The organism is Nostoc flagelliforme FACHB-838, assembly GCF_014698065.1.
GTDB lineage: Bacteria > Cyanobacteriota > Cyanobacteriia > Cyanobacteriales > Nostocaceae > Nostoc > Nostoc flagelliforme_B.
In genome coordinates this window covers 37,042-50,495 of the sequence record NZ_JACJSI010000050.1, presented here as the reverse complement: position 1 = coordinate 50,495, position 13,454 = coordinate 37,042, and the positions used below count along the sequence as shown (strand labels likewise).

Here is a 13,454-nt window from a genome sequence, read left to right as displayed (position 1 = left end):
TTGCTTCCAATACACCAGCTTTTATTACAAATACAAGGCATTCGGAATCAGATTCAAATAATACTTATGTACTAGTAATTGGCGCTCGCATTGTGCCAGTTGCGTAAGTCCTGATTCGTTGGGCAAAGGAGAGGCGATCGCTTGACTGCTTTTTAGCTTCTCTCAAAAGTGAGTCAATCTCAGCAGTAGGCAAATTTTCTGCCAAATTGTCTTGAACTCTCTCGATATTTTTGCCAAACCTAACCAGTTCTTTGTCTACCAATCGTCGTCCTGAAATTGGTACTTTCTCACTGCCAGGATCAACGTTATTTTGCCGGCGAATGATGGCTCGATAAAAGAGAGTTTTGCTACTGTCAGCTGAGTCTTCTTTAGTAAAGACTGCCACTCGGTTTGCTGAATCTTTTAGCGTCTGGACTTGGCGAGTAAATCCTCTATTCAGAAAATCTTCCTTAACAATTTCGTAGCGTTGAGAGTCTTGAGGAAGATGAAACTTAATATTAGTAGGTAAATCTTCGTCATCTGAAAACGGTGAGGATTGCGAATTTAGCGATAGCTTTGCTTCAACGTACCAACTATTGAAAGCTTGATTGGGTAAAAACGGCACATCGGAAGCAGTCAACTTGTGGACAAAAATGGCTAAACCGATCGCCGCTAAAAACAAGGACAGAAGTAAGGCATAAAAAGTACGCTTCACTATTGCGCCTCCTGGGTTGGACAGGATGGATCTTTAGTAAATGTCTGGGATGAATCAACAACTAATTTGGCTTTTTCGAGCATATTGCGTCCGATTAAGACCGGATAGTTGAAATCGTCACGATCAGCAAGGTTTACCTCTTCCTCAATCCACTGACCCGCAACACAGATTTTCATTCGCACCACTGGCCGACGGATATAGTCGGCTTTGCGACTTTCAATGCGAACCCACCGCACAATCGGCAGTTCAAAAGTCTGTTTAACTCCATCTCCATCACTAAAGCGGAACTTAATCATGCCGCCGGATTCAGTTTCTTTATTTGGCTGTTCTAAAATCTCGGCATTAATCGAGGTAGTCGTCGCACCTGTATCAAGCTTAACTTTCACCTCTTTTTCAACACCAGCAATTTTTCCTTTCTCTATCCAGCCGACAGTTTGAGTCTGTTGTTGCGCCGAGTCAGTAGCTTTAGTTTCTTGTAAAGTGCATCCCGCCCCAGATAACAGGCTGATGGAAATTACCACCCAAATTTTTTTAACTGTACTTGGTGTAAACCAAGCGAATCCAATCCTCATAGGTAACAAATTCCTACTATAGGCCGGACTCTATAGCCCTTAAATAATATATTTCGTTACATTTATAACAAAATCATTCCAAAGGTTGATTTGACGAGTTTTTTGGAAAAACAATCTGAAATTGTTGCTTAGAAGACAAAAATTAATGTTTGTTATATTTACCCTTACTACTCACTTTTTGTTGCTGGGGGTTTGCAAACTTCTTTTTTCAGATTTAACTTTGCCCAGATTAAGTAAAGGGTAGTCCATAAATACATTTATATATTCAAGTGCAGATATGTTTGATATTAAGCATTGGAGAATCGATATCTAAAAACCAATTTTCATCAAAAAACTCAAAATTATCATCGTAAACAAGAACCAAATCATCAATTTTTTTCTGAACGCATCACCAAGCACAATGTTGGCTACAGCTACGAAGTTGGACAAACTCCAGCAGGAGATTAGCTAGGGGTGCGATGGCATACCCGCCCGTCGTAGGCGATCGCAAAGCGAATTTGACTACAATCCTTAGAAAGAGTAGCAATAATCTAATGTCTAAAAATTCCGATTCTCAGTTCCAAAATCTTTTTGCTGCACACAAATCAACCGACTGGCAGGAAAGATTAGCGCCAGTAGCCTATCGCTTTAACCAAGAATATCAAGGTCAACCCTTTGAAGTTCCCACAGAAGTACAGGAAATGCCGATATTTCGAGAGTGGATTGCTGGCAATTTCTCAGGGAGAATTGCTTCCCCTTTCTGGGAAGTTGCTGAACCTAAAAAGAACCAGCACTGTTTAGATATAGGCTGTGGTATCAGCTTTTTAATCTATCCTTGGCGGGATTGGCAAGCATTTTTTCATGGGCAAGAAATCAGTAATGTGGCACGGGATACCCTTAATTCTCGTGGCCCGCAGTTGAATTCTAAGCTGTTCAAAGGTGTTGAGTTGGGAGCAGCCCATCAGTTAAACTACTCATCAGAGCAGTTTGATTTAGCGATCGCCACAGGATTTAGCTGCTATTTTCCACTCGAATACTGGAATGCTGTACTAGCAGAAGTCAAGCGCGTATTAAAACCAGGTGGACATTTTGTGTTTGACGTTCTCAATTCAGAACAGCCTTTAGCACAAGATTGGGCAGTTTTGGAAACCTATTTGGGGGCTGAGGTGTTTTTAGAGCCTTTGGCTAAGTGGGAAAAAACCATTAAAGCGGCTGGTGCTAAAGTTGTAACTCACAAATCAGGGGAATTATTCGAGTTATACAAAGTGCGGTTTTAAAAATACTATTACTCAGGCATAAGTGGACTTGATGGATCTAAAGAAGTTGTAAAAACAAAATAAATTACTCCAGCGCCGAGAATCATGATAGCAAGACTGAACAGCAACACCCAACGATCTGTTGGTTCATAAGTATCTTCTTCGATATCACGGCGGACTGCGAAATAGTGTGCCGTTGATAGCCACACGGTAATCAAACCCACCAGCGAGAAGACTAAACCTAACTTCCAGCCTGTGCCAGGACGAGGTATCAAAGGTACTTGGAAGGCACGCAAACGCACGATGACGACACCGAAACCTAAAAGAGCGATCGCTGTCCGCATCCAAGCGAGGTAAGTACGCTCATTTGCCAAGTGATCTCGAATTCGGGACGGATTCAGTCGTCCTGGCTTTTTTTTATCTTTGTCTTCTTCTGTAGGTTGCAATTTTAACTGCATCAATAACACCCTTATCCCCAAAGAGGCTCTTCTGAAAAAAATGCGGAGGTAATAGTAAATCTCTTTCCAGATGACTTGCACCCAGCGCAATATTTGCGCTATTGAAATATACTTGTTATGATTGTACATTTTTCAAATTCAAAATTTATTTTAATGCAGATATCTAAATAAAACAAGCCTGAGATTTAAGATAGATAAATTCAAGAAAACAGCCAAGATCGGAGAGGTTTTTCACCAGTATTTGTCCTGTTTATCCTCTGATTTTGGCTGTTACCCTATTTACAATTGAGAACAATGTTCAAATATATAACTAGAACCTACAGATAGAAGAGTCAAAATACTATTTTCTATGACAATAAATACACCTAGTCTAATCAAGATACAAGGCATAATTGCAGTTACTAAATCGTTCATTTGTGAATTTCCTTATTTTCATGCTTGGGAATTATTGAGTATTGGGCATTGGGCATTTAGGCATTGGTTATTTTCCCCTGCTTCCTCTGCTTCTCCTGCTTTCCCTGCCTGTTCCCCCCTCTAGTTGGTCGTTTGAGTGCGTGCCGAAGCCTTGGTTTATACTTTAGTCAAACTAATCGATAGAATCAAATGCTTTTGTTTGTCAGAATGATAAATGAAAGTGATTAAAATTTTGACACCGAGTTGTAGGGATACGATAAATGGCAGGAATGACGCTTGAGCAGCTAAAAATATTTCTGGCTGTGGCGCAGAACTTACACTTTACTCGCGCAGCAGAGGAGCTTTATATTACACAACCTGCCGTCAGTGCAGCGATCCACAACTTAGAGCAAGAATACGGAGTTAAACTATTCCATCGGATTGGTCGCCATATTGAGATTGCTGAGGCGGGTAAATTATTGCAAGTGGAAGCGCAAAAAATTCTCGATCAAGTTTCCTTGACTGAAAGGGGATTGCGAGAATTGAACAATCTGCAACGGGGTGAATTGAAATTAGGGTCGAGTCTGACAATTGGTAATTACTGGCTACCAAGTAAGATTAGTGAGTTTAAAAGCCGATATCCCGGTATTCAGATTGACTGTAGCCTTGCCAATACAGAAGAGATTTGTGTCGGAACTGCGACAGGACAGTTTGATTTGGGTTTGGTAGAAGGAGATGTGAAACCAGCGCTTCAGAGTACTCTGGAGTACGAAATAGTGGGGAGCGATCGCTTACAAATTGTAGTAGGTCAAAAACACCCTTGGTTTGAGTGGGGAGAAATTGACTTAACCCAATTGACTCAGACCCTTTGGGTAATGCGAGAACCAGGTTCTGGAACCCAACAAAGGTTTGAGGAAGCCTTACAAAATTGGGGAATTAATCTCAATGAACTGAATGTAATTTTAGTATTCAACAGTGGGGAGATGACAAAGGCAGCGATTGAAGATGGTGTCGGTGCAATTGGAATTTCTGAGTTGATGGTAAAAAAAGAAATACAGTTAGGAACACTGCGGGCAATTCGAGTTATTGATAACAGAGATGGCAACGGTGCGATGCCTACGGCTGGCTACACCTACGTAGAAATAGTTAGACCTTTTTTCAAACTCAAACATCGTCAACGTTTTCAAACTGCTCTTTCTAAAGTCTTTGAACAAATGTTGGTATCATCTATGCTAGATGGCTCACCTCAACATATATCAAAACCAGTTATTTAAAGTAATACTTTCCAGTTTTCCTCATCGCTTGTTTAGCTCAAATTTAATTTTGGGCTAAAAAAGCTGAGATAGGGTGAAGATAGAATTAGGTTCGTTGTCTACTAGCTATACAGACTGTTTGCGTTCTATAATCAACGTTTTAACTACAAATCTAACAAAAACTCTTTGGAAAAAAATAACCAGAGCGTAGGAAATCACCTATAGCGCTGAAAAGGATATTTTCAACTTAACCAAGTTTGCATTTGATAAATATCAATCACATTTGGTCACAAGTAATTTCCTATTGCTCTGGTGCTTTTTTGGCGGTGAAGTTTCGCCAAAAGTATAAAAGTAAAGGGCTTTTCAAGACTATAACAATCGTTACTATTCTGTTGTATAAATGAACACGATTTTTTGGTGTTGCTGATTAAATATATATATAGGTAAGGATTTTGATTGTTAAAAGGGTGGCAATCGCTCACCCTTTTAACTGGGAATTTTTATTGGTGTGATTGAAATTTAAATTGTATATGTGGGCACACTAAAGTTAACCCACATACTGGAGACTAATTTCTATGTCCACAGCCCCAATTAGTGCAACACTAGTGCAATCTGAGAGAGATGCCGTCTTGCAAGCGATCGCCACCATTAAAGAAAAGCTACCATTTTTGATTGATTTAAGTAACGAAGAGCGGAAAGCTTTACCTAAGATGGGAGATAAAAGCCGCGCCTTTGTCAGCAAAGCATTGGAAGTAGCGACACAGAACCCAGAGTTTTTACCGCGATCGTTTGACCTCAATGAGATGCGGAAAGACGTACAATTATTTGAAGCTTTGTATCCAGTATTGCTGTCTTTGTCGCAATTACAAGAGTTGCTGGATGACACTTCGCTAGCAGTGGGTAGTGAAGCTTATGCAGCCGCGTTGCAGGTGTATAACTATGCCAAAGCTAGTGGACAAGGCGCTGGTTTAGATGGAGTAGTTGAGGAAATGGGGCAAAGGTTCGCCCGTAAATCTCGGAAATCTAAGCCTCAAGCAGCAGCGTTGTAGAAAATAGCTCGGCGATTGCACTTCTGAGGTGCAATGTTGAGGTTCAGAACTCGGATGTTGGAGTAAATTGCTCGGCGTTCCGAGTTCTGAACTCGAAGCTTCAACCTCAGAACATGGAATTTCGAGATGAGAACACGAAACTTGGAGCTTTGAACAGCAACGTCCGAGATCCAAGAGTAAATGATGGAAAGTGGAGGGCGATAGTTTACTCTTTGAACTCGGAACTTCGTGCTTTGAACTGCAACATTCGAGATTCAAGGGTGAATTATGGTGAGTCAGGAGCGATCGCTTTCGTTATCATCCCATCTTTACAAACCTGCAACCTCAAAAAACACAAATTACCTACTAAACTTATCACCAATATCTTGCGTAGGGGCACAACAATGTTGTGCCCTGGTATAACTGTTCACCCCAACCAATATTTTATTTGTAATTTCCCGTAGAGTAATTAGTACCATTCAAATGGAATACGCACTGTGCAAAACAATATTGTTTCTCGTTGAGATGCCAGATGGGTTGCGGGCACGGCAATGCCGTGCCCCTACGAAGAACTGTATTTCATTCAATTACAAAAGGCGTAGGCAAAGCCCGTCGTAGACATCGCTTCCATAATGTTTCGCATAGCTTAAGGTATAAAGCTTATCCGTACTAAAGCAGAACCTCAAGTGCTGGAATTTTGCTTATTTTCAGGAAACTTACACTTCACCTCAATTTCAAAATTACTCTCCGCCGAACCTTCAGTTACGAAGGGGATACCAGTTTTTCCGCCTATCTTCAAGCCAAACTTCAGAGTTACCTCTTCGACTTCAGCAGCACCTAAATTTTTAAAAGCGCCAATGGCATATTTGGTATAAGCTCGAATTTGATGGTGAACTTCCTCAATCTTGACAAATGCCTCTTCCCGAAAGCCGTAGGATTCTTTCTCCTCATCAACCTCCGGTGTGACTATTTCTGGAACACTTGGCGTTTCCTTTGACTCGAACAGAATTGTATAAATTTCCCCGTCTTCTTCAAAGACTAAACGTTCTATGTTCGACATCAAGCCCTCAGATTTTAGGTGTATTTAAGTTATCTTATTCTGTAACCGACAACTCAAATATGTATAGATGGCTCGTTACGCGCTTGTAGTTGGCATTACAGATTATACAAATCAGCTTTCCAACCTCACAAAACCAGCTACGGATGCCGAAGCAGTCGCACAGGTACTAAAAGCGCATGGTGATTTTGAGAATATCGCTGTTCTCAAAGGGAAAGTTAGTACAACTAAGTTGGCTGAAGCTTTCAAAACACTTTTGCAACAACAAGCAGTTAAAAATGAAGCGCTAATTTACTTTACAGGTCATGGTATTCCTGTATCTAGCTCCTTGGGAAGACCACAAGCATATCTGGCAACTTCTGATTTGACAATTTTTACAGAAGACACAAAAATTGTTGGACAAAAAGGCGGGATTAGTCTTGCTGAACTGAACGAACTAATTAAAGAATCCGACTTGAGTAGTCTAGTAGTGCTGTTAGATTGCTGTCACAGTGGCGATTTTCTAGAACGCAATCTTATCGAAAAAAGTCTTACTGCTTTTAGTTCACAGCGCGATTATTACTTTATTGCTGCTTGCAGAGGTTTTGAACAAGCTTATGCCAAAAAAAGCGCCCAACACAGCATTTTTACAACTGTTTTGCTGGCTGGGTTGTCAGCAGAGAAGGCTAATCAGCATGGACAGGTGACAAGTGCTGATCTGTTTGGTTGTATTAGCGCCGAACTTAAAGGGAGTGGTCAACAACCGATTCAAATGGGTTGGGGAAGTTCGATTACTTTAGTTAGCTACAAGCATCAAACACAAGCTGAAACCTTTGAGGTAAACGAAGAATGTCCTTACCAAGGTTTAAAAGCCTTTGAAGCGCAACAAAAACAGTTTTTCTTTGGACGCCAGCAGGTTGTGAGGAAGATTCTGGAGAAACTGGCACAAAATCCCTTTGTTCCCATTATTGGCGCTTCCGGGAGTGGTAAATCTTCTGTCGTTCAGGCGGGTTTGATTCCAGAATTAGATAATAGTGTCTGGCAAATTTTACCGCCAATCAAGCCAGGATTTCAGCCTTTGCAGGAATTGAGAGGAGTTCTGAAAGCATTTTTTCCAGGAGCGAAAGAAGAAAGATTACTTTGGGAGTTGATTACTAATGAACCGAATCCTTTACCTGTAATTTTGGAGCATCTCACAGGTACAGAAAAATTTTTATTGGTAGTAGATCAGTTTGAGGAACTATTTACTGTCTCTGTTGCTGAAGAAAAACAGAGATTTATTGAATTGCTGACTCAGGTAGTAGAGATGACCGATTCGCGGTTGTCAGTTGTGATTATCATGCGATCAGATTTTCTCGAACCATGTTCAGATTATCCGTCTTTAAATAAATTAATTGAAAATCAGCTTGTTTTGATGCCGCGTATCACTGGAGTTGATTTAAAAGAAACAATAACCGAACCAGCTAAACTTCAAGGTCATAGTGTTGAAGAAGGACTATTGCTGTAGTGGTGGTAGTGACCGGACAGTGCGGTTGTGGAACCGCCAAGGTCTTCCCTTAGCTGAACCATTGCGTGGTCATGAGCGTGCTATCAATTCTGTCGCCATCAGCGCCGATGGGCAGACTATTGTCAGTGGTGGTTTTGCCCCAACAGTGGGGTTGTGGAACCGCCAAGGTCTTTCCTTAGCTGAACCATTGCGTGGTCATGAGGGTGAAGTCATTTCTATCGCCATCAGCGCAGATGGGCATACCATTGTCAGTGGTGGTGATGACGGCACATTACGGTTGTGGAACCGCCAAGGTCTTTCTTTAGCTGAACCATTGCGTGGCCATGAGAATTGGGTCAGGTCTATTGCCATCAGCACTGAGGGGCAAACGATTGTCAGTGGTGGTGATGATGGCACAGTACGGTTTTTAACCTCTGAACTCGGAACTTCGCCCTCTGAACTCAAAACTTCAACCTCTGAACTCAAAACTTTGCCCTCTGAACTCAAAACTTCAACCTCTGAACTCGGAACTTCGACCTTTGAACTCGAAACTTCAACCTCTGAACTCGGAACTTCATGCTCAGAACTGCAACATCCGAGATCCAAAGCTGAATCATGGTGATTCAAGAGCGAATATTTTCCTTATTATTCCATCTTCACAAACCTGCAAACTAAAGCTACCACAAATATCTTGCGTAGGGGCACAACAATGTTGTGCCCTAATAAAACTGTTCACCCCAGTCAAGAATTTATTTGTGATTTTCCGTAAAAGAATTAGTATCATTCAAATTTAATATGCATCTTGCAAAACAATATTATTTATCGTTGAGATGGTAAACGGATTGGAGGGCACGGCAATGCCGTGCCCCTACGTTGTGTATATGGGTGAAAATAAAAATCATCGATTAAAATAAACACATATTGCTAATAACTAAATATAAAAATTCATGGCTTATGATCCACAAATACATCATCGCCATTCTATTCGCTTGAAAGGGTACGATTACACCTAACCTGGCGCATATTTCATCACCATTTGCACCAAAGCGCGGCAATGTTTATTTGGTAATGTAGTTAAGAGCGAAATGCAATTAAATTATTTAGGTCATATTGCCTTCAACTACTGGCAAACAATACCCGATCATTTTCCCCATATTGAATTAGATACCTTTGTAGTCATGCCTAACCATCTACACGGTATCTTAATCATCACCGATAAACCTGTAGCGGCATAACAATGTTGTGCCCTCAATCAACATCTTGACTGCAACACAGAAAAATTCGGTAAACCTGTACATGGCTCTATCTCTACAGTTATTCGTAGCTATAAAGGTGTTGTCACCAAACGCATTAATATAATTTGGCAGACCAAAGGACAATCAATCTGGCAACGCAATTTTTATGAACACATTGGAAGAGAACAAAAATCTATAGATAATATCCAAGAATATATTTTAAATAATCCCCAGCGTTGGGCAGACGATCCAGAAAACCCGCAACATAATTTTGACGATCGAGATTTCCTGTTTGACATCCCTTTTTGATTTCAAACCCTGTGTTACGTCATAAATATCAATTCGCGTTGGGATGCAACACATGATCAGGGCACGGGCAATGCCGTGCCCCTACAATGACTCGGATGTTCTAAACTGGAACTACGTTGTAAGCACTCAATGATGGCACAAATCACATTTAAGGTTGAAGCATTTTGGGATTCAGATGCAGAATTTTGGGTAGCAACTAGTGATGACGTATCTGGATTGGTAACAGAAGCTTCTACGATTGAGGTTCTGACGCAAAAGCTGCGAGAAATAATTCCAGAACTTATCGTTATCAACAAAATTGTCCCTCTTGACTATGTGGGTTCTATCACCTTTGAGTTAACCAGCCATCGACAAGAGTTGATTAAGGTGGCTTCATAGATGGGTGCGTCGTTTACTCCTGAGTTGAAAAAGATGCTTTCAGAAATTGGGTGCTACTTTGAACGGTAAGGCAAAGGAGATCATGAAATCTGGTACAGTCCAATTACAGATCGTCGGTTTGTTGTAGACGGAATCATCAAGTCACGCCATACCGCCAACGGAGTTTTGAAACAAGCTGGAATTCCCAAAGCCTTTTAGGGAGGTAGCAAGTAGCAAGTAAGGACAGTAGAACAGAAAAAACTTCTAATCAGCAAGCTTAAGGCTGGGAACTCGGAACTTCGTGCTTTGAACTGCAATATCCGAGTTCTAAGGATCAATGATGGTGAATCAAATGTATTGGAAATGGGGCTTTAGACTATTAATTGTATTCTTCGGGCTGTGGCTACTCCTGGATCTGGGTTCCCGCATGGGAGCAGAGATTTTTTGGTTTCAGGAAGTCGGCTACCTCCAAGTATTTCTGTTGAGGGTGGTAACTCGTGGTGTCTTGTGGGTAGTCGTGGCTGGGATAACTGCTGCTTATCTACTGCTAAACCTGGCTCTCGCACAACGGCTAAAATATCCCCAGTCGCTGAAGATTGAGGAAGTCAGGCGTGAAGAAGCAGAACTGAGCAGTGAATTAAAAAACTTTCTCAGTCCTCATTATCAAACACACAACGAAACCCGAACACTTACACCGCAACGCTTTAAACCATTCAGATTGCGCTGGTTATTACCCCTAGCTTTCGTACTAAGCTTGTTGATCGGGTTAATGCTGGCTCACTATGGTCAAATTGCTCTTTCTTACTGGCATCCTCCAGTTAATAAAGTTAGTCAACCCATTCTTGCCCTATTTCGACCAGAGACAATCTGGCAACTCTTGAGGCAGATTTCCTTTCAAGTATGGTATCTCGGTTTAATTGGGGGAGTAGCGATCGCAATCTTAATTTATCCCCAATTTTTACTAACTGCGATCGCAATTCTCTTCAGCCCCATTTTTGGGTTGATCCTATTCCAAAACTGGGCAAAGGTGCTGCAATATTTTCAGCCTACCCTTTTCAACAGCACTGAGCCTTTATTTGGTCGAGATATCAGCTTTTACGTCTTTTCCTTACCCTTTTGGGAGCTGCTAGAACTCTGGCTGATGGGATTATGTTTGTATGGCTTTGTCGCCGTTACTCTCACTTATCTCTTGTCGGCTGACAGTTTGAGTCAGGGGATTTTCCCTGGTTTTTCACCCCAGCAGCAGCGTCATTTATACGGTATGGGTGGCTTGTTGATGCTGGTAGTGGCTTTTAGTTATTGGCTGAGTCGCTATGAACTGGTGTATTCTACCCGTGGAGTCAGTTATGGTGCTAGTTATACCGATGTGACAGCCCAGTTGCCAGCTTACACCGTCTTGTGCATTGTGGCAGTTGCGATCGCAAGTTACCTACTTTGGCGAACATTTTTCTGGAAACCCAAATCTCAGTATCGTCGTTTAGTATTTTACGGATTAGGGGTTTATCTAGTACTAGTTGTAGCAGCTGATGTTGTTATACCTACTGTGGTGCAATATTTAATTGTTCAACCTAATGAGTTGCAACGAGAGCAACCCTACATTCAGCGAACTATAGCTTTAACTCGCCAAGCATTCGATCTAGAGGCGATCGATGCCAGAACCTTCAACCCCCAAGGAACACTAATTGAAGCTGATATTCAAAATAATGACTTGACAATTCGGAATATTCGCCTTTGGGATCAGCTGCCACTGTTACAAACTAACCGTCAGCTGCAACAAATCCGACCGTATTATCGGTTCCCCGATGCCGATATTGATCGGTATACTCTGAAAACAGATGTAACTTCACGCCGACCATCAGCCCCCCAAAAACCGCCAGAACCGGAGCAGCAAGCAGCTGAAGCAACAGAACGGCGGCAGGTACTGATTGCTGGACGAGAACTAAACTATAGTGCAGTACCACAGGAAGCTCAAACATGGGTTAACCGCCATTTAATTTATACCCACGGTTTTGGGTTCACTGTTAGCCCAGTTAATACAGTTGGGGCGGGTGGGCTACCAGAATATTTTGTCAAAGATATTAGCGGTGATAGTAGCGCTCTCACAACTTCCAGTGAAGCCATTCGTGACAGTATTCCCATTGGGCAACCCCGAATTTATTACGGTGAAATAGCCAATACCTATGTAATGACTGGCACAAGAGTTAGAGAGCTAGACTACCCCAGTGGTAGTGACAATGTTTACAACTCTTATGATGGTCTGGGTGGTGTTCAAATCGGTTCAGCATGGCGACGCGGGCTATTTGCCATGTATTTGAAGGATTGGCAAATGTTATTCACACGGGACTTTTTGCCTGAGACAAGGGTGTTGTTCCGGCGAAATGTGAAGCAACGTATTCAAGCGATCGCACCTTTCCTCAAATTTGACAGCGACCCTTATTTAGTAGCTGCTGTTGCTAATCAAGATTTACCAAGTAATCCCAGTTATCTTTACTGGATTGTTGATGCCTACACAACGAGCGATCGCTATCCTTACTCAGACACTAGTAGCGATGGCATCAACTACATGCGTAACTCAATCAAGGTAGTGATTGATGCCTACAACGGCAGTATTAATTTTTATATTGCCGATCCCAGCGATCCGATAATTGCCACTTGGTCAAGGATATTTCCCAACACTTTCAAACCACTCAGTGCCATGCCGATTACTCTCCGCAGTCATATCCGGTATCCTGTGGACTTTTTCAAAATTCAATCTGAGCGGTTGATGACCTACCACATGACTGATCCCCAGGTATTTTACAATCGTGAAGACCAGTGGCAGATTCCTAATGAAATCTATGGAAGTGAAGCTCGTCCGGTAGAGCCGTATTATTTGATTACTAGTCTACCCACCGTACCTTTTGAAGAATTTATCCTGCTTTTACCCTACACTCCCAGACAACGGACTAATTTAATCGCTTGGTTAGCGGCGCGATCGGACGGCGAAAACTACGGTAAGTTATTGTTATATACTTTTCCTAAAGAAAGGCTGATCTACGGAACAGAGCAAATCGAAGCGCGGATCAACCAAGATCCAGTAATTTCTCAGCAAATTTCCCTGTGGAATCGCCAGGGTTCAAGAGCCATTCAAGGCAATCTACTAGTAATTCCCATTGAGCAATCGCTGCTGTATGTCGAGCCAATCTATCTAGAAGCCACACAGAATAGTCTGCCAACTTTGGTGCGGGTAGTTGTGGCTTACGAAAACCGGATTGTCATGGCACAAACATTAGAACAAGCATTGCAGGCAATTTTTAAACCAGAGGTTACACCAGCCCCGCCGATCATCCGCCCCTTTGAAGAAGCAGCCCCACCAGGTTAAGCGATTTTAGAGACTTTCAGTTAAAAAAATATCCCAT

The 13,454-nt window shown here is 41.9% G+C and carries 13 protein-coding genes; 9 read left to right on the top strand and 4 right to left on the bottom strand.

What is annotated here, in order from left to right; genetic code table 11:
* Positions 1-64: 64 nt before the first annotated feature.
* Both H6G97_RS22120 and H6G97_RS22115 read right to left on the bottom strand, forming a co-directional pair.
* Positions 65-694, bottom strand: a complete 630-nt coding sequence (locus H6G97_RS22120) for a UUP1 family membrane protein (protein WP_190942820.1) — start codon at positions 692-694, stop codon at positions 65-67.
* The gene (locus tag H6G97_RS22115) at positions 694-1,266 is read right to left on the bottom strand and encodes an ATP-dependent zinc protease family protein (RefSeq protein WP_190942819.1); all 573 of its coding nucleotides are present in this window, start codon (positions 1,264-1,266) and stop codon (positions 694-696) included. The genes H6G97_RS22120 and H6G97_RS22115 overlap by 1 nt, the downstream gene beginning before the upstream one ends.
* A 294-nt stretch (positions 1,267-1,560) precedes the next feature.
* Between H6G97_RS22115 and H6G97_RS22110 the strand changes: the two genes are divergently transcribed.
* Positions 1,561-1,713 carry a hypothetical protein gene (locus H6G97_RS22110; protein WP_190942818.1) on the top strand — a complete coding sequence of 51 codons (153 nt, stop codon included), beginning with the start codon at positions 1,561-1,563 and terminating at the stop codon, positions 1,711-1,713.
* Positions 1,714-1,799: 86 nt separating this feature from the next.
* The gene (locus H6G97_RS22105; protein WP_190942823.1) at positions 1,800-2,522 is read left to right on the top strand and encodes a class I SAM-dependent methyltransferase; all 723 of its coding nucleotides are present in this window, start codon (positions 1,800-1,802) and stop codon (positions 2,520-2,522) included.
* Positions 2,523-2,530: 8 nt separating this feature from the next.
* Here H6G97_RS22105 and H6G97_RS22100 read toward each other — a convergent pair whose 3' ends face one another.
* Positions 2,531-2,959 (bottom strand): YidH family protein, encoded by a 429-nt coding sequence (locus H6G97_RS22100; protein ID WP_190942817.1) that lies wholly within the window; start codon positions 2,957-2,959, stop codon positions 2,531-2,533.
* A 674-nt stretch (positions 2,960-3,633) separates the two neighbouring features.
* On the opposite strand from H6G97_RS22100, the gene H6G97_RS22095 reads away from it, so the two are divergent.
* Both H6G97_RS22095 and H6G97_RS22090 read left to right on the top strand, forming a co-directional pair.
* The gene (locus tag H6G97_RS22095; RefSeq protein ID WP_190942816.1) at positions 3,634-4,626 is read left to right on the top strand and encodes a LysR substrate-binding domain-containing protein; all 993 of its coding nucleotides are present in this window, start codon (positions 3,634-3,636) and stop codon (positions 4,624-4,626) included.
* A gap of 554 nt (positions 4,627-5,180) precedes the next feature.
* A complete protein-coding gene (locus H6G97_RS22090) occupies positions 5,181-5,654 on the top strand; it encodes a hypothetical protein (protein ID WP_190942815.1) in 474 nt (157 codons plus the stop codon).
* 661 nt (positions 5,655-6,315) lie between these two features.
* Here the strand turns inward: H6G97_RS22090 and H6G97_RS22085 are convergent.
* On the bottom strand, positions 6,316-6,693 hold the full coding sequence (locus H6G97_RS22085; protein WP_094349282.1) for a CU044_2847 family protein: 378 nt from the start codon (positions 6,691-6,693) through the stop codon (positions 6,316-6,318).
* A 67-nt stretch (positions 6,694-6,760) separates the two neighbouring features.
* Between H6G97_RS22085 and H6G97_RS22080 the strand changes: the two genes are divergently transcribed.
* The 5 genes from H6G97_RS22080 to H6G97_RS22060 all read left to right on the top strand — a co-directional run bounded on the left by H6G97_RS22080 (position 6,761) and on the right by H6G97_RS22060 (position 13,417).
* Complete coding sequence (locus tag H6G97_RS22080) at positions 6,761-8,176, top strand: caspase family protein (RefSeq protein WP_190942814.1); 1,416 nt, start codon at positions 6,761-6,763, stop codon at positions 8,174-8,176.
* On the top strand, positions 8,154-8,777 hold the full coding sequence (locus H6G97_RS22075) for a WD40 repeat domain-containing protein (RefSeq protein WP_190942813.1): 624 nt from the start codon (positions 8,154-8,156) through the stop codon (positions 8,775-8,777). The genes H6G97_RS22080 and H6G97_RS22075 overlap by 23 nt, the downstream gene beginning before the upstream one ends.
* Positions 8,778-9,240: 463 nt before the next feature.
* Positions 9,241-9,390 carry a hypothetical protein gene (locus H6G97_RS55445; RefSeq protein WP_338421820.1) on the top strand — a complete coding sequence of 50 codons (150 nt, stop codon included), beginning with the start codon at positions 9,241-9,243 and terminating at the stop codon, positions 9,388-9,390.
* 438 nt (positions 9,391-9,828) lie between these two features.
* Positions 9,829-10,077 carry a DUF1902 domain-containing protein gene (locus H6G97_RS22065; protein ID WP_338421819.1) on the top strand — a complete coding sequence of 83 codons (249 nt, stop codon included), beginning with the start codon at positions 9,829-9,831 and terminating at the stop codon, positions 10,075-10,077.
* A 331-nt stretch (positions 10,078-10,408) separates the two neighbouring features.
* The gene (locus tag H6G97_RS22060; RefSeq protein WP_190942812.1) at positions 10,409-13,417 is read left to right on the top strand and encodes a UPF0182 family protein; all 3,009 of its coding nucleotides are present in this window, start codon (positions 10,409-10,411) and stop codon (positions 13,415-13,417) included.
* Positions 13,418-13,454: the final 37 nt, after the last annotated feature.

Excerpts from the sequence above, each read along its gene's own strand:
- H6G97_RS22115 (WP_190942819.1), bottom strand. The coding sequence starts at position 1,266 with ATGAGGATTGGATTCGCTTGGTTTACACCAAGTACAGTTAAAAAAATT.
- H6G97_RS22105 (WP_190942823.1), top strand. The coding sequence starts at position 1,800 with ATGTCTAAAAATTCCGATTCTCAGTTCCAAAATCTTTTTGCTGCACAC.
- H6G97_RS22100 (WP_190942817.1), bottom strand. The coding sequence starts at position 2,959 with ATGCAGTTAAAATTGCAACCTACAGAAGAAGACAAAGATAAAAAAAAG.
- H6G97_RS22095 (WP_190942816.1), top strand. The coding sequence starts at position 3,634 with ATGGCAGGAATGACGCTTGAGCAGCTAAAAATATTTCTGGCTGTGGCG.
- H6G97_RS22090 (WP_190942815.1), top strand. The coding sequence starts at position 5,181 with ATGTCCACAGCCCCAATTAGTGCAACACTAGTGCAATCTGAGAGAGAT.
- H6G97_RS22085 (WP_094349282.1), bottom strand. The coding sequence starts at position 6,693 with ATGTCGAACATAGAACGTTTAGTCTTTGAAGAAGACGGGGAAATTTAT.
- H6G97_RS22080 (WP_190942814.1), top strand. The coding sequence starts at position 6,761 with ATGGCTCGTTACGCGCTTGTAGTTGGCATTACAGATTATACAAATCAG.
- H6G97_RS55445 (WP_338421820.1), top strand. The coding sequence starts at position 9,241 with ATGCAATTAAATTATTTAGGTCATATTGCCTTCAACTACTGGCAAACA.
- H6G97_RS22065 (WP_338421819.1), top strand. The coding sequence starts at position 9,829 with ATGATGGCACAAATCACATTTAAGGTTGAAGCATTTTGGGATTCAGAT.
- H6G97_RS22060 (WP_190942812.1), top strand. The coding sequence starts at position 10,409 with ATGTATTGGAAATGGGGCTTTAGACTATTAATTGTATTCTTCGGGCTG.